This window comes from Tritonibacter aquimaris, from assembly GCF_009617595.1.
Classification (GTDB): domain Bacteria; phylum Pseudomonadota; class Alphaproteobacteria; order Rhodobacterales; family Rhodobacteraceae; genus Epibacterium; species Epibacterium aquimaris.
This window is the reverse complement of the sequence record NZ_WIXK01000015.1, coordinates 1-17,029: the sequence shown is the minus strand read 5'-3', so window position 1 is coordinate 17,029 and position 17,029 is coordinate 1. Positions and strand designations below refer to the sequence as shown.

Sequence of the window (17,029 nt, the reverse complement as noted above, 5' to 3'; positions counted from 1 at the left end):
TCCAAGATTTTACGGAGTTCTGCTCATGCTTGACGACAAGTCAGAGATCATTGCCCATTTTATCGGAATTTTCGAGCTCAACCTCGAAGCGGCCCGGATGAAGATCAAATACCAAGAGCTTCAGGCCCATCTTCATGCAAACCCTGACCTTGGTCCTCTTTTCAACGTTACGATCAATGTTTCAAGCGAATATGGTTTGCAGGACTATGTGCCGGAAGTGTCCTGGCGTATTCCTCCCGCGCTCAGCCCCAATCCGCCGTTTGTTTTAACTCTGCCCCCTGCACCGGTTGAAGTTCTGCCAGTGGATCAGGGATTTGCTTTGGGGTGGTATTTCAATCCCCCGCTGTGGAGCCCAGATGCGGTTGGCGGTGGTGACCCTATTTTCTTTGTTCCTTTGCCATCCTCTGTCGCAACAATAACCGTTCAGAACAACTGGCTGCAGGACTATGATCGGCTGATCAATTACGATGCCGATGTGGCATTTTATGCGCCACAAAGCTTTGAAGCGGTAGTGCAGGACATGGCGAAGTTCGCCCAAGACCTGCAGCCGCTTACCACGCCAGACATGCCTGAAGATGAAACAGCCATTGTTGAAAGCGTCACAGCGGTGCTGGATGAAATCGCTGATTTTACGCTGATCGGTCCGTCTGACGGTCCGGCGGAAATCCATCTGGCCGTGGGCGAAGGGGCGCTGTCGCTGACGGTGAATGGCGCTGATGCAGATGAGATGTTGGAGCTGCAAGATGTAAGCTTGGTCTTTGCCCCGCCAGAAGAGGTGGAAGAGAGCGAGACCGAAGCGACAGGCCCGATTGAAACACCCGCTGACCTGCCCGAAAGCAATGGCCCGCAAGAAGCCACAGGCGAAGAGATTACCAGTGAAGATCCTCCCACAGACGACGATGAGGGCGCACCACATGATCTGTCGACTGGCGGCAATGTCCTGTTGAACGATAGCTATATTGCCAGCGATTGGCTTGATGCATCGGTGATTGCGGTACAAGGCTATGTGATGGACGCCAAAGTGGTGAGCCAGGTCAATGTCTGGAACGATGTTGATATGATCAATGGCACCCAGACCGCCAGCGCCGCGGGATCAACCGAAAGCTTCAACGCGGTTCAATTCCAATCCCTCGCTAATCCAAAGCCACTCACTCCGGAACAAGAGGCCGAAGGTGGATCAGGGCCACAGTTTGTGGCCATCTCCAAAATCGACGGCAATGTGATCAACTACAATTACGTCAAACAGTTCAACTTCGCGATGGACAGTGATGTTGTCAGCGTTCGGTTTGATGCCAATGAGACCATGATTGAATCCGGCGGCAATACTCTGGCCAATGGCTATTCTTTCCTGGGGCTGGGCTTCCACTACGACTTGATTGTTGTGGGTGGAAACATGATCGACATGACCTTTGTCTCCCAGACCAATGTGATGCTCGACAGTGACTATTTGCACCATGGTGCGGGCTTTGGTGGTGAGATTGAGTCTTCGAACAACCTTCTGTTCAACTGGGCCAGCCTGCAGGATGTTGGGGTCGACCAGAATGTTGCAATGAATGACACCTTCCAGACCGCCGCTGATCGGGTGATGGATGGCGACACGGATATTGGTTCTGCGCGCGATGACACGGCCTTTGAGCACAGTGAAATCCTGCGGGTTCTGTACATCTCTGGTGATGTGATTGATGTGCAGGTGATGGAGCAGATCAATGTGCTTGGCGATGCGGATCAGGTGGCCTGGGCCTCCGAAACCGTACAACACCAGGATGGCGCAGATGTCTCGGTCACTACCGGTGAGAATGAGCTGATCAATATGGCCTCAGTGGTGGATGCGGGCATCGATTCCACCATCTACACCGCAGAAGGGGCCTATACCGAAACCTTCCTCTATCAAGCCGATTTTATTTCCGAAGAAGATCCCCTGCTGGCGGCAGATACTGATCTGTTGACCGGCGAAGCCTTCCTGTTCCTGGCCGATGGTTTGTTGGGCCCAGAAGAGGATGGTGAAGACAGCCTGATTGCGGCTGCCCCCGCTGAAGAGACGTCAGTGGACATTATGCAATCTGTACTTGCCTAAATTATTTTAAGGAGCGCACAGGTGAAAGACTATCACAGTCAAGAGGCTACAGGTGCAAATGCCGGGCCGGAAAACAACAAGTCTTCACACAACAGCACAAGGGACAGATTAAAACTTTCACCCGACCAACGCATTGATGACAAAGCGGATGGTCGTATTTCTGACGCTGCAAACCCGGCCATGGGCAGCGCTGGGCGCGCCCAGGCAGTACCGCGTAAAATCACCCCGCCGCCAACCCCCAGCAACGCCGGAGGTGGTGGCAACGGCGGCAACCGCTTTCACAAACGGGTTCGCTCGGGTGGGTTTGCGGATGGGCTGGACCGCGGGCTCAAGGCCATTCGCCAGAACCTCATCTTGGTGGCAATTTTCACCTGCGCAACCAACTTTCTGATCCTCGCAATCCCGGTCTACCTGTTTCAGATCTCGGATCGGGTGCTGACCAGCCGTTCTATGGACACATTGGTGATGCTCACGGCCGTGATTATTGGTGCGGTGCTGTTGCAGGCCATATTGGACGCGGTGCGTCGTTTCATCCTGATGCGAACCGCCGTGGAGGTGGCAGCGCAACTTGGCGCGCCAATTCTGTCGGCGGCGGCGCGGGCCTCGCTCAACAGTAATGGACGTGAATATCAGACCCTGGGCGATTTGCAGCAGCTGCGGGGGTTTTTGGTTTCAGCCACGCTGCTTGCCTTTTTGGATGTGCCCTTTGCACCGTTTTTCATTCTGGCGATCTATCTGGTGCACCCGCATCTGGGCACCATCGTGGTGATCACCGCGATGATCCTTTTTGTTATTGCTATGGTAAACCAGCGGATCACCTCACGCGGGTTTGCACAGGCCAACCAACACCAAAGCCGGGCCAACCTGCATCTGGATTCCATGTCGCGCAACAGCCAGATTATTAATGCGCTGGCGATGATTCCTGAGGCGGTAAACATCTGGGGCCAGGACACCGCGCGCTCGCTCAAGGCGCAAGTCAAGGCGCAGGACCGCAATATCATCACCGCCGCGCTGTCGCGTGCTGTACGACTGCTAACCCAAATTGGCATGTTGGGCTGGGGGGCCTATCTGGCCATTCAGGGCCATATCACCGGTGGTATGGTGATTGCAGCCTCGATCATTGCCGGTCGCGCGCTTGCCCCGGTGGAAGGTGCCATTGAAGGCTGGAACCAGTTCCTGCTGGCGCGGGCCGCCTACGGGCGCATTTCCCATCTTCTGAAAGGCTCACCGCTCAATACTGAACGGCTGATCTTGCCCAACCCCGAAGGGCGGCTTGATGTAGAGCGTCTGCTGTTTGTGCCAGCGGGCACCAAACGGGTTGTGCTGAATGGTCTCAGCTTTGCGCTGGCACCGGGTGAATCCCTTGCGGTGATCGGCAATTCGGGTGCCGGTAAAACCACGCTGGGTAAGATGCTGGTGGGGTCCGTTCTGCCTACATCGGGCTCGGTGCGTTTTGATCTGATGGATCTGCGCAATTGGGATCAGCGCCAGCTTGGCACCAATATCGGCTATCTGCCGCAGGACGTGCAGCTGTTCCCCGGCACCATCAAACAAAACATCGCCCGTATGCGCACCGATGTCAGCGACGAGCAAATCCATAAGGCCGCCGTGCTCGCCGATGTGCATGAAATGATCGCAAGCTTCCCGCAGGGCTATGAAACGATGGTCGCCGCGGATGGCACACCTTTGTCTGGTGGGCAAAAACAACGCATCGCCCTGGCGCGCGCCTTCTTTGGTGAGCCTCGTTTGGTGGTGTTGGATGAGCCCAATTCCAATCTCGATACCGCTGGCGATGCGGCGCTGGCACGGGCGATGCAACACGCCAAAAATCACGGGATGACAGTGGTGGTGATCACCCAGAAACCGTCCCTGTTGAGCGTGGTCGACAAGATCATGCTGATGGCGGATGGCAATATCGCGATGTTTGGTCACCGTCAGAAAGTGCTGCAGGCGCTGGAGCAGCGTCGCAATGGCGGCGCCGTGCCGCCGGGCCAAACCCCACCGCCACAGACACCGCCACAACGGCAAAAACCCAATCTCAACCGCCCTGATGGTCAAAGCTGAATTGGATTTAAAATGACATTTGTATCGCTTGAACATGAACCCGAAGCCGAAAAACCGCAGGAATGGTTTTCCGAATTACCACGGCAAGTCTGGCGTATTGGCATCTTTGGTCTGGTGCTGATGACGGGCGCACTGGGGGGATTTGGCTATTGGGCCACAACGGCACCTCTAGCAGCTGCGGTTGTGTCGCAAGGCAGTTTTGTCGCCACCGGGCGCAATAAAATCGTCCAGCATCTCGAAGGCGGTATCATCAGTGAAATCAAGGTCGGCGAAGGGGATATTGTTCACGCCGGGGATACGTTGGTGGCGCTTGATCGCACCGCTGCGGAAACCGATCTGGCTGAACTGAACCTGCGCCGCTCTCGCCTGAATGCAATGGTTGCACGGCTGACGGCGGAATATGAAAACTTACCCGTGATGCAGTTTTCCAATGCTTTGGTGGCGCAGGCGGATCAGGATTTCAACCTTGCCCAGATCATGAACAGTCAGAAACTCAGCTTTGAGCTGACCCGAGAGAAGATGAACAATGAGCTGGCGCTGATTGATGCCAATATCTCGGCGCAAAAACTGCGGATCTGGGGGTATGAAGAGCAGCGTGGCGCGCTAGAGCAGCAGATCAGCCTGCTGGAAGATGATCACGCGGCCAAGGAATCCCTGTTCAAAAGTGGGCTGACCCGCCGCACTGAGATCAACGCATTGCAGCGGGCACTGGTGGATGCGCGCGGTCAGATTTCACGCCTCACCGCCGAAATTGGCGAAAGCGAAGCGATGATTGGCAAATACCGCAAGCAGGCGCTGCAGACCCGCCATGCCTATAATCAGACCGCGCTGGATGAATTGCACGCCGCGCAGGCTGAGCTCGACAGTATCAATGAACAGATCCTGCAGGCCGAAGATGTGTTGCGTCGTACCGAAATTGTGGCCCCAGTTTCCGGCACCGTGCTGCGGATGCACTACCATACCTCTGGCGGGGTGATCAAAGGCGGCAAAGAAATTGCAGAGATCCTGCCGCTTGATGCGCCGCTCATCATTGAAACCCTAGTGCCCCGCACTGAGATCGACAGCGTGCAACTGGGGCAAAAGGCGTTTATCCGCTTGGTGGCATTGAACCAGCGCACCACACCGGTGCTGGACGGAGAGATATTCTACGTCTCTGCCGACTCCATCCATAACGCCAGCGATGTGCAAAACCCCGAGGTCTATGTGGCGCGCATCAATCTCAGCCCCGAAAGCCTGTCGAGCGTACCGGGCTTTGTGCCAACACCGGGGATGCCTGCGGAAATTCTTATTACAACGCAGGAGCGCACGTTCTTTCAATATCTGACCAAGCCCATCGTGGACTCCATGTCGCGGGCCTTCCGCGAAGACTAATCAAAGCTTGGATCTACAATAGGCGCCCGGGAATCGAGCAGGGAATCGATTGTCGGGCGTCATCTTTTATTTTGTTTGCCTTATTTTGTCTCATCGGCTGCCTCTGCTGCAGTCGAGTTGTAGTTATTGCTTTTGCGAAATTGTGGCGATTTTAGAAACAGACTATTTGATCGCTTGATGTGTAAATTTTTGCTTCATCAATACTGCTAAAATCTGCCTTAATTTCAACACACCTTCGCTCTAATAAACGCGGTTGAATTAAATTTTCGACATCGGTGATCCTCTTAACTGCATGATATTTAAGACTATTAACGGCGGTGATTTTACTGATTTTGTCAAAATTGAATTATCATCTAGGTTTCGAAGATGTGAATTTTGATCAATTAAATATTCCATTTGCTGAATAACAAAAACGTGATTGGTGCATGAAAAATCGCATGTCTAAGCAAGGGTAGGAATTACTAATTTTGCAATTCCAATTTTGCAATTTAATCAAGGAGAGAAGCCTTGGATGCTATTATTTCAAAAGTTGTATCCGATTTGAGCTCTGAATTTTTGAGCCTCGACGCAGCAACCGTATTGCCGGAAGCCACCGTTGAAGCCCAAGCAGACGCAAAAACGTCTAGCCACGAAGATGAAGACCGTCCTGTGGAACTGAACACCTCTGGTGCGGTTCTTGATGCGGATGGTGGAGCCATTTCAATTGATTTCGGATCTGATGATACAGGCGTGGACATTGGCTCGGTCAGCCGCTGGAGCAGCCTGGGTCGTGAGCTGGGTGTCGATCAGCAGACACCAGCCTTTGTCATCAACGCACGTGGCGCCACTGCAGAAATCAACGGTGAGACAATCACAGCGAACCATTTCTCGCTGCAAAACAATACGGCCAGCGCCGTCTCCACTGTGCTTCTGTCTGCAACCGCGCTGGAAACAACACTGCAACTGGCAAGCGTGGCACTGAACACCAATTCGATCACTGCCACCGCAGGTGATGATCGCTACTTTGGCTACGACGAAGACGCTGAGGTCTTTGGCGGTGCTGGCAATGACTACTTCCGCTCGCTGGGTGGTGATAAATCGCTGTATGGCGAAAGCGGTGATGACAGTTTCTACGTGCGCGGTGGCGCAGGTGTTTTGGTTGATGGCGGCACAGGTGCAGATGAGGTCAGCTTTGCGGGTGAACGCAGCGGGTTGGTGATCGAATCTATCGGCCGTTTCGGCGCATTGGGCCGCGAGCTTGACCTTGATCGCGAGACTAGCGCCTATTCCGTCTATGAAAACGGCGCCACAGCTGATTTTAACGGCGAAGACGTACGTGCGCGCTATTCTGTGATCAACAACAATGTTGCTCAGGGATCAGATGAACCCTTGTCAGATACCGCGCTGGAAACTGCGCTTAAGCTTGGGCATGTGGTGCGCGATGTCGAAGAAATCACCGGCAGCCGCCATGATGATGCATTCTTTGGCAGCCGATCTGCGGATGCGTTCAACGCGGGTGATGGCAATGATTGGATCGACAGCCGCGCGGGTGATGATCTGATCGACGCGGGCGCGGGCAATGACCGCATTGTGCTGACCCGAGGCAACAACACCATCGATGGCGGCGAAGGCGTAGATCAGCTGTGGCTGCGCGGCGCGCCAGAAGATTTTCAGATCACCCATGATGGCAGCGGCGAATACACCATTGTCACCGCAAGCGGTGACGTGAGTACGGTCAAAGGTGTTGAAAATGCGCGGTTCTCAGATGGCTCCATTGTGGCGCTGGAAGATCTGGCGCGGGTGATTGATCCAGAACCAACCCCGGATCCAGTCCCAACACCTGACCCCGAACCGACACCTTTGCCAGAGATCGCCGCTGCGGATGACGCGGGTTCTGTTTTGGAAGATGGCGCGGTTGTGTTGGATCTGCTTGGCAATGACACAGGCGACAGCCTGACCATCACCGCTGTTGACGCCGCAGGCAATGGCAGTGTCACGCTCAATGATGATGGCACCGTGACCTATCGCCCGGCGGCCGATTTTGCGGGCAATGATCAGTTCACCTACACAGTACGTGACAGCGCAGGCCAGACCTCTAGCGCCACGGTCGCAGTAGCAGTGCAGCAGGTGAATGATGCGCCGGTTGTTGTTGATGTCACAGCGCCTACCATTCTCGAAAGCGCTGCATCCGGCTCCAGCGTCGCCCAGATCGTGGCACAGGATCTGGAAGGGGATGCGCTCAGCTATGAGATCGTTTCCGGCAACGAAGATGGGCTGTTTGAAATCGACAGCTCAACCGGCGAAGTTCGCCTGGCCGATGAAGCCGAGCTCGATTTTGAAACCGCCACGAGCCACAATCTGGAAGTGCGCGTGTCTGATGGCGATGCAGCTGTTGTCACCGGTGTCACGATTGAAGTTGCGGATGTGGATGAAGGCCGCCCCGAAGCAGATGAGTTGATCGCAAGCACCGACCGCGCGCTTGGTGTCTCCGATGGCTCTGGCTCAATCGGTTTGACTGGCGCGCACGATTGGGATTCCCAGCTGCCCTTCCTTGACATTATGAAGTTCAGCCGCCCGGTCAAAGCGCATGGCTATGACGATGAGGGTAGCCCGGAATTTGGCACCTACGGCCATAAAGATCTGGAAGACCAAGGGTATCTGGATGATCACGGCTGGCCCACATCTATTCCCGAAGATTCCTATGGTATTGGGTTTGTCTTCTCGGAAACCGTAGGGCGCGAAGGCACTTATGTGCTGCGATATGAAGGTGAGGGCGAACTCCGCCTGTTGAATGACGCCAATATTATCAGCCAGTCCGATGGCGAGATCGTGTTTGAACATACCTCTGGAACCTTCGAGGTGCGCATCGATTCAACCGATCCTGAAGGTTCGGGGGATCACATCCGCAATATCAGCATCGTCAAAGAAGAGTATGTCGACATTTATGATGCCGGCGCGGTGTTCAACCCCGAAGCCTTGGAGGTGCTGCAGGATTTCCGCGAGTTCCGCACCATGGCCTGGCAGCGCACGATTGAGTCCCCGATTGAGACATTGGATGATCTGCCCTCATTTGATGATGCAAACTGGGTGACAGAATATGGCGCTCCAATTGAGGTTCTGGTACAGCTGTCCAATGAGGCGGGCACTGACCTGTGGTTCAATATCCCGACCAAGGCTAGTGCAGAGGTGGTGGAATATTACGCGACCTATATTCGCGACAATCTCGACCCAAATCTGAAAGTGACCGTTGAGTTCGGCAATGAGCTTTGGAACTACGGCTATCACGACACCCATGATCTGCGTCGTGAGGCGATCGAAGCTTGGGATCTGGCGCCGGACGATAATGTTGGACGCTTTGCCTATATTGCCAAAAAGGCAACCGGGGTGGCGTTGCAGTTCAATGAAATCTTTGATCAGGTCGAAGATGGCGAAAGACCGGCAATTCACCACACCTTTGGCACCCAGACAGCCTCTACTACGATCACCAATGCCTTCCTGCGTGCAGAAGCTTGGCAGCTCAATGAGCCAGAAACATTTGTCCCCCCGGCAGAGGTCTTTGATTCCATCGCAGTCACCACCTATTTTGGCGGTGCCAGCCTCACGGATGAAGACTATCGCGCGGATTTGATTGCAGCGATCGAAGATCCCGATGTGGATGCACAGGCCTTCTTGTTCGAGCGGTTGAATGATCCGCAATATACCCTGTCGGTGCCTAAGGTTGCCGAATATCTAGAAGCGCAAAAAGAGATCGTTGATCGTTATGGTATTGGCCTGACAGATTATGAAGGCGGCGCGCATATTCTCCATTCCGACAACACCGGCTTGCCCACAGAGACCATCAATGAGCTGCAGGATTTCTTTGTTGAATTTTACCGCAGTGACTACATGCGGGAGCTGTTCCAGAGCATCTGGGACGTCTGGCGCGAAGTTGGCACCGGGGCCTTCACCAACCACGGCAGCGTGGGTGAGCCTTCAAAATTTGGATTCTTCAGCTTCTTGTCGGACCTGAACGATACCAGCCCGCGGGCAGAATTCCTCTGGGAGCAAAACGCCAATGAGGCGGCCTGGTGGGAAGATCGCGGCGGTGAACATTTCCAGCAAGGTGTGACGGAAACGGGCACTGATGGTGATGACCTTCTGATCGGCACCAACCAGGAAGACTACCTCTCTGGTGGCGAAGGCGATGACTATATCGTCGCGGGCGTCGGCAATGATGGTATCAATGGTGGCGAAGGGGCAGATACTGTACTGCTGGCCGGATCGCGTGGTGAATATGACATCTATCGCGATGGTGATGCAGTGATCTTCCGCCACGCCGAAGGCACTGATCGGGTGCTCAATATTGAGTATGCTGAGTTCCAGAGCGGTGAGTTCTTCTCCATTGAAGAGCTGGTCAAATCGGCCGATGCACCAAATGAAGGTCCACTTGCGGTGGATGATGTGCTCGAAGCCAATGAAGATGAGCGTACCACCTTCACCACGCTTCTTCTCAACGATCACGATGCGGATGGTGGCACTTTGGTTGTAGCAGAAGTCGGCGAGGCAGAGCACGGTATCGTGCGCCTAGAAGCGGATGGCAGCGTAACCTACATCCCTGCTGTCAACTTTGTTGGTGAAGACAGTTTCACCTATGTGGTGTCAGATGGTGTGGATCGCAGCACCGCGACCGCTACGGTCACTGTGCACAATCAAGCGGACGCGCCAATCGTTGAAAGCGAGCATCTGAATGTGTTCAACGCGGACGTACAGGCAGGTGATGTCGTTCATCAAGTGGATGCCTTTGACCTGGATGGTGACGCGCTGCGCTATAGTATTGTTGATGGCAATGAAGCTGGCCTCTTTGCGATTGATGCGCAGACCGGTGAAATCACCACTACAGCTGAACTGGAGCCTGACAAAACCAAAGGGATCACAGAATTTGATCTAACGGTTGCGGTGGCAGATCAGGCATTGGTGACAGAGGCCGCAATATCCATCGATGTTCACCACCGCGACAATATCGTTTCAGAAAGCAGTGTTGCAGGGGAAATCCTGGATGGTGGTCTTGGGGATAACGACATCTTTCAGCTCACGGCTTACAATGGCCGCGGGCGTGCATTTGGTGTCATCTCCGGTGGCGATCAGTTCCGCGATCTGGAAGATGCCGGCTACGTCGAAACCTCATCTACATCGGTCTACCGGTCCTATACTGCGCGTTATGAGGCTGAGGTCGATGGCGAAGCAGTCTTGGCGACTGGGAAGAACTTCGACGGGCAGAACTTGGACTTTGTGCTGAACCTTGCCAACTTTGCCGTGAACTTTGAGGCTGTCATCGGGACTGAGTTCTATGACTCCATCTTTGGTTCCAGCGGTGCGGATACCTACTATGGAGCAGGCGGTAGCGATTTTATCACCGGTGGTGGTGGTGATGACCTGCTTGTTGGTGGCGCCGGTAGCGACAATATTTTTGGCGGATCTGGTGCAGACACGTTTGTCTTCGACAGCTTCGACGGGGTTGATCGCTTGCGTGACTTCTCGGTTGAGGAAGGTGACACATTGGACATCGGCGAATTGCTGATTGGCTTTGATGCGGATCTGAGCTCGATTGCTGATTTTGTGTCGCTTGGTGTCGATGCTGATGGCAACCAGACGCTTGCGGTCAGTGCGGCCGGCAATGGTGAGTTCGTTGATGTGGCGCGCTTTACCAATGAAACTGCGCTTACTCTGGCGGAACTCGAAGCTAACAACAGTATCCTGTTTATCTAAAGTATCAGTGATGCAATCTGAAAGGGGCCGGACCACGGCCCCTTTTTCAGTTCTTGGTGCGCTGCTAATGGTGGCGCTGGACCAACATAATCATCAACGGGCTGCGTGTTGTTCGGTGATGAGTTTCAGCTGCTCGATCAGCGCCTGTGTCACCCCCGCATGGTCTTTCCCCATATGATGGCCGCCCGCGAAGCTGACATGCTGTACACTATTGTTTGCCACAATCGGACAGGCGCTGACGGTTTCTTTTTGGCCGCGAATACACAGAATACGATTGGGCGGTAGTTGCTGCGCCAATGTATCGATTGCCGGGGCAACCTCTATTGCGCCGGTTTTCTGCCCAAGCCAGCCCCCGATAACAATTTCAAACCCGGTGTGCTCTTCTGGGGCAATCAACCCAACGCCTGCAATTTGATTGCGAAACCGGTCCGGTAGCTCGGCCACCGCGAAGGGTAATGTGTTGGCACCCAGGGAAAATCCGATCAGCGCGACCCGCTTGGCTTTGAAATGTTCACGGTAATGGGCATCGATCCGGCTGAGATCAGCAGCAATCTGCGCGGGTGTTTTGGCGCGCCACATGTATTTCAGGCTCGAAATCCCCACCACAGGGATGCCCTGAGCCGCAAGCCGATCTGAAATTTCTTCGTCGAAATTGGCCCAGCCACCATCGCCAGACAGAAAGATTGCATAGGTTTCAGTGTTGGTGGCATTTGGGTCCTGATGCAGCGTCAAAGGCAGATCCGCGAGATCAGCGGAAGCAGACGCGGTATCAAGGTCAAAGGCTGAATCGGTGCCCGCAAGTCGCAGATAGCTTTGATAAAATGGAGAGCGTTGGGGATCTTTGGGCTCAACCACGGTGACACCAGCAAGATCTTTCACCGCAGAAGCTGCATCTGTTTCAACAATATCCAGCCAGCGCAGCGGCGCCTTTGGGGGCAGGGCACCTGAGGTTGCAGTCATACCTTCGCAGTCGGGCAGGGCCGTGGGGCTTGCATGGGTTACCAGCCCTTTGAACCGATCTGGCAAGGCCCAGGCCGCGTTTACCGCATAGCGACTGCCATCCCCATGACCTGTAAGGACGGGTGCGCGGGCAAATGCGCCAACATCTGCTTGTACGTGTTTTGCGGTCAGAAGCAGCGCCTCGGCAAACCCGCTACAGTCTTCGCTTTGGGAAAAAACCGCAGGACCATCGATGCCAATAACAAGGGTGTGCATTTCCGCCAGTCGCGCAGCGCGCGCTGCGTACTCGGGCTGCCACCCTTCAGCGCCTACAATAAAGAGCGCGGTGGAGCGCGCGTCTTTGCCTTGGGGTGCAATGACGGCCAGCGGCGGATGATCTGCTGAGGGGCGGCTAAACCAGGCACCCATTGCGAATGCGCCCGCCGCGCCAAGAAACGCAATTGTTTTCATCACACTTGTTCTATGTGCCGCCATGATTCTGCATCCTTTTCTGGATTTCGCCGCCACTACAGCTATCTGAGCATTCCTGACGAAGCGTGAATGAGGCGTGCGCCCTGTTTCTAAATGCTTAAGCGGTTTTCATTTATTCTGTTAAATATCAGATAATTGCGGTTGTTTTACGGTGCGCCGTGGCTGTTGTGTCGGGCAGTTTTTCTAAGTGGAGAGGCGCGATTTAACGGTTTGCGAGGGAATCTGATTTATCCAATTGCAAAGCTGTGCAACATTTTTGAACGGAGTAGTGGCGTGTTTTTTAAATCGAAGAAGAACACCGAAAATGCGACGTTGGATGAAACCAACAAAGCCATTCTCGCAATGATTGATAGAACTCAGGCAACGATTCAGTTTCGGCCTGATGGGACCATCTTGGAGGCCAATCAGAATTTTCTGGATGCGCTGGGCTATACGCTGGAGGAAATCCGGGGTCAGCACCACTCCATGTTCGTGTATAAAGCCTTTGCAACATCCGACCAGTACCGCACGTTCTGGGCCGATCTTGCGGCTGGCAAAGATTTCACCGATCAGTTCCCACGCGTGCGCAAGGATGGCAGCGTGATCTGGATTCAGGCAACCTATGCGCCGATCTTTGATGGTGATGGTAAGGTTGAGCGGGTGGCAAAAATTGCCAGCGACATTACGGATCGCAAAGAAGGGCTTGCAACCATTTCAGAAGGGTTGAAAGCTCTGTCCGAAGGCAATCTCGATCACCGGATCGAGGCGTCGCACATCCGCGATGTTGCGGATCTTGGCAAAGCGTTCAACGACTCTGTTGAGCAGCTGCAGCAGACCATGGGCACCGTATCCACGGTCTCTGAGGCGGTGCAGCGCACTTCAAACGAAATCAGCCAGTCTTCTGGTGATCTTGCGCATCGCACCGAAAGCCAGGCGGCCACGCTGGAAGAAACCGCTGCTGCGATTGAAGAGCTCACCGCAACTGTGCGTTCGTCGGCAGAAGGCGCGCGCCAGGTGGAAGACATCGTGCGTACCGAACAGCAGAAGGCAACCGAAAGTGGTGAGATTGTTACCAATGCGATCTCTGCCATGTCAGAGATTGAGCAGTCTTCCGACAAGATCGCCAATATTATCTCTGTCATTGATGACATCGCGTTCCAGACCAATCTTTTGGCGTTGAACGCGGGCGTCGAAGCGGCGCGCGCCGGTGAAGCTGGCCGTGGGTTTGCGGTTGTGGCCTCCGAAGTTCGTGCGCTGGCGCAGCGGTCCTCTGATGCGGCGGGCGAAATCAAAAAGCTCATCAGCGACAGTAATCGTCAGGTTTCAAATGGCGTGGATCTTGTGGGGCAGGCGGGAACCGCGTTGCACCAGATTATCGAAAGCGTCAGCGCTATCTCCACCCATGTGAGCAATATCGCCCAGGGTGCGGAAGAGCAGGCAACAACGCTGAATGAAGTCAACTCGGGTATGACCGAGCTCGACAAAGTGACCCAACAAAACGCCGCCATGGTTCAGGAAAGCACCGCTGCGGCGCAGACGCTCAATAATGATGCCGCCCGTCTGGGGCAGCAGGTTGCCATGTTCACTGGCAAAGGTGGCGCACAGGTTACCAGCTTCCAGCAACCAGCTGTGGCCGCTGCGCCCGAGCCCGCACCTGCGCCCACTGCGCATGGGGACTTTGACACCGCTGTTGGCTGGGATGATTTCTAAACGCGCTTGCCGCAACGCCCTGTTGGGCGAATGACTTCAAAATATCGTACAGCTTGGGGGGTGATCTTAGATCATCCCCTTTTATATTTTAGCCAGGCCAGTGTTCAGATCCTGCGTTCAGCCTTACATTCTTCAGTCTAGCGTTGACCTTCGGCCAGCGGACCGCAATGTTTGCGCAAGAGAGACATGGAGCGGGAAGGTTACGTGGAGCAGGTCTATCCAAGCATTGATACCGTTGGTTTGACGGGCATGATCGTAACCTTTGCGGCAGAGCTGAGCGAGGCCAGCAATCGCGCAGCGCTTGCCTTATGTGGCGCAGTGAAGCAGCAGAATTGGCCCGGTGTGTTGGAAGTGTCGAGCACGTTGACCTCTGTTTATGTGCGGTTTGATCCTGATGGGCTTGGGCATGACCGGTTGCGGGCATTGCTACAGGATCTGTTGATCAGTCAGGATTGGTCGACTGCTGCGCTGCCCGAAGGGCGTCGACTTTGGCGGGTGCCAACCGTTTATGGTACTGATCTTGCCCCGCAACTGGCCGAGGTTGCTGATCTTGCAGGCCTGTCAGAAGCCGCCGCAATCGAAGAGCTATCGCAGACGCGGGTGCGGGTGCTGACCATTGGCTTTGCACCGGGGCAGCCCTATCTTGGTCCGCTGGATCAGAAATGGAACATCCCGCGCCAAGAGGCCTTAACGGCCCAAGTGCCGCGCGGCGCCTTGGTTTTATCGGTTGCGCAGATGGTGCTGTTTGCCAATCCTTCGCCCACAGGTTGGCGTCATATCGGCCAAACCGGGATCACGTTGTTTCGCCCAGATGATGACCCGGCTTTTCTGTTGCGCCCTGGCGATGAATTGCAGTTTCCAGCGGTGAACCCGGCTGAGCTTTCACAGCTCATGTCCCGTGACCCGCATCTGGGCGGTGCTTCGGCTGAGGGGATCGTTTCATGAGCGCGTTGAAAATCCTCCAAGCGGGTCCGGGCATGTCGCTCCAGGATCGGGGCCGACCCGGCTTGCAGGAGCAGGGTGTCGCGCAAGGAGGCGCGGCTGATCAGCTTGCTTTGGCGGAAGGGGCCGCACTTCTGGGGCAGGACCCAAGCCTCGCCGCGATCGAAATGGTTGGGATTGGCGGCACATTTGAAGCGCAGGCAGAACTGCGCATCGCTCTGACCGGTGCACCAATGCATGCAGAAGTGGACGGGCGGGCGCTGACCTGGAATGCATCGCACCATCTGGAAACGGGCCAGCGTCTGCAGATCCGTGCGGCGACCTCGGGGGTATACGGTTATCTGCACCTTGGTGGCGGCGTTGCTTCGCCGGTGCAGTTGGGCGCGCGTGCCACCCATCTTGCCGCGGGGATCGGTCGAGCGCTTGTAGCCGGAGATGTGCTTCAGGCGGGGGAAGATGCCCGTGCGGGTGATGCGGCAAAGCTGCTGCGGGTGTCACCACGGTTTTCGGGGGGGGCTTTGCGCATTGTCGAGAGCTTTCAATCCAGATTATTCGCGCCCGAAGTCCGGGCACGTTTTGCCCAGACCTGGTTTCGCCGCGGCAATCGTGCCAATCGCATGGGGGTAGAGCTCTGCTCAGAGGGCGCAGGCTTTCAGGCGTGTAATCAGCTGAGCATCCTTTCAGAAGTCATTGTGCCCGGCGATGTCCAGATGACTGGCGATGGCCGCCCCTTTGTTTTGATGCGCGAATGTCAGACCACCGGAGGCTATCCCCGTATTGGCACGGTGTTGCCCTGCGATCTGGCTGTATTGGCGCAGGCCGATCTGGGCGCAGAGTTTCAGTTCAGCTGGATCACCCTGGCCGAGGCGCTGGAAATCGAAGCACGGGCGCAAAAGGATCTTGCGGCCTTGCCGGGGCGGGTGCAGCCATTGGTACGCGATCCCGCCCAAATGCAGGACCTGCTGTCATATCAATTGATCGGTGGCATGGTCTCTGCAAGTGAAAATCCCTTTCAGACCGCAGGAGAGAACGGATGAGCCGCGTTGTTGATTTGAATGCCGACATGGGAGAAGGCTTTGGCGCCTGGAGCATGGGGGAAGATCAACAATTGCTCCAGATCATCAGTAGCGCCAATATCGCCTGTGGCTTTCACGCGGGGGATCCGGATGTGATGGCTGATACAATGCAGCTGGCGCGCTCTGCCCAGGTCGGCATTGGTGCCCATCCGGGTTTTCCGGATCTGCAGGGGTTTGGCCGACGCAAAATGCAGCTTTCTGATAAAACTCTGGCCAATATGATCCGCTATCAGTTGGCGGCCGCTCAGGGCATGGCTCGGGCGCAGGGGGGTGAGGTACGCCACCTGAAACTACATGGGGCGCTGTCCAATATGGCCAGTGCGGATCCGCATATGGCGCGCATCTGCTATGAAGCTGCGCTGGAGCTTGATCCGGATCTTATCATTATGGTTCTGGCTGCCACCGCCATGGAAGAGGTGGTGCGCGATCTTGGCTGCCTTTGGGCCGGTGAGATCTTTGCCGATCGGGCCTACCGCGATGATGCCACTTTGGTGCCACGTGGTGAGGCGGGGGCGGTAATACATGATGCAGCTCTGATCGGCCCAAGGATCATTGAGATGCTCACAGCAGATGCGATCATTGCAAGCAGCGGCCAACGGATCCCTGCGGCGATTGATACGATCTGTTTGCATGGGGACACCCCGGCGGCGGTTGATCT

At 55.3% G+C, this 17,029-nt stretch carries 9 protein-coding genes; 8 read left to right on the top strand and 1 reads right to left on the bottom strand.

What is annotated here, in order from left to right; translation table 11 throughout:
- The first annotated feature begins 25 nt into the window (after positions 1–25).
- The 4 genes from GG681_RS17205 (at position 26) to GG681_RS17190 (ending at position 11,233) form a co-directional block, all read left to right on the top strand.
- On the top strand, positions 26–2,074 hold the full coding sequence (locus GG681_RS17205; RefSeq protein WP_153549274.1) for a hypothetical protein: 2,049 nt from the start codon (positions 26–28) through the stop codon (positions 2,072–2,074).
- Between the two features lie 21 nt (positions 2,075–2,095).
- The gene (locus tag GG681_RS17200) at positions 2,096–4,138 is read left to right on the top strand and encodes a type I secretion system permease/ATPase (RefSeq protein WP_328593438.1); all 2,043 of its coding nucleotides are present in this window, start codon (positions 2,096–2,098) and stop codon (positions 4,136–4,138) included.
- A 12-nt stretch (positions 4,139–4,150) separates the two neighbouring features.
- Positions 4,151–5,509, top strand: a complete 1,359-nt coding sequence (locus GG681_RS17195; RefSeq protein WP_153549273.1) for an HlyD family type I secretion periplasmic adaptor subunit — start codon at positions 4,151–4,153, stop codon at positions 5,507–5,509.
- 507 nt (positions 5,510–6,016) lie between these two features.
- Positions 6,017–11,233, top strand: coding sequence for an Ig-like domain-containing protein (locus GG681_RS17190; RefSeq protein ID WP_153549272.1), 5,217 nt, complete (start codon positions 6,017–6,019; stop codon positions 11,231–11,233).
- 93 nt (positions 11,234–11,326) lie between these two features.
- Here the strand turns inward: GG681_RS17190 and GG681_RS17185 are convergent, their stop codons facing one another.
- Positions 11,327–12,643, bottom strand: coding sequence for an AcvB/VirJ family lysyl-phosphatidylglycerol hydrolase (locus GG681_RS17185; protein WP_194287220.1), 1,317 nt, complete (start codon positions 12,641–12,643; stop codon positions 11,327–11,329).
- Positions 12,644–12,937: 294 nt separating this feature from the next.
- Between GG681_RS17185 and GG681_RS17180 the strand changes: the two genes are divergently transcribed.
- The 4 genes from GG681_RS17180 to GG681_RS17165 all read left to right on the top strand — a co-directional run.
- The gene (locus GG681_RS17180) at positions 12,938–14,353 is read left to right on the top strand and encodes a methyl-accepting chemotaxis protein (RefSeq protein ID WP_328593437.1); all 1,416 of its coding nucleotides are present in this window, start codon (positions 12,938–12,940) and stop codon (positions 14,351–14,353) included.
- A gap of 186 nt (positions 14,354–14,539) precedes the next feature.
- Entirely contained in the window at positions 14,540–15,298 is a 759-nt protein-coding gene (locus GG681_RS17175; RefSeq protein WP_153549296.1) for a 5-oxoprolinase subunit B family protein, read from the top strand.
- On the top strand, positions 15,295–16,332 hold the full coding sequence (locus tag GG681_RS17170; RefSeq protein ID WP_153549270.1) for a 5-oxoprolinase subunit C family protein: 1,038 nt from the start codon (positions 15,295–15,297) through the stop codon (positions 16,330–16,332). Before GG681_RS17175 ends, GG681_RS17170 begins: the two co-directional genes overlap by 4 nt.
- Positions 16,329–17,029 (top strand): LamB/YcsF family protein (locus tag GG681_RS17165; protein WP_153549269.1); only part of this gene is annotated, 701 nt, incomplete at its 3' end. The genes GG681_RS17170 and GG681_RS17165, both read left to right, overlap by 4 nt.

Bases quoted from the DNA above. Each gene is read 5' to 3' on its own strand.
- GG681_RS17170 (WP_153549270.1), top strand. From the start codon at position 15,295: ATGAGCGCGTTGAAAATCCTCCAAGCGGGTCCGGGCATGTCGCTCCAG.
- GG681_RS17185 (WP_194287220.1), bottom strand. From the start codon at position 12,643: ATGAAAACAATTGCGTTTCTTGGCGCGGCGGGCGCATTCGCAATGGGT.
- GG681_RS17195 (WP_153549273.1), top strand. From the start codon at position 4,151: ATGACATTTGTATCGCTTGAACATGAACCCGAAGCCGAAAAACCGCAG.
- GG681_RS17175 (WP_153549296.1), top strand. From the start codon at position 14,540: ATGGAGCGGGAAGGTTACGTGGAGCAGGTCTATCCAAGCATTGATACC.
- GG681_RS17205 (WP_153549274.1), top strand. From the start codon at position 26: ATGCTTGACGACAAGTCAGAGATCATTGCCCATTTTATCGGAATTTTC.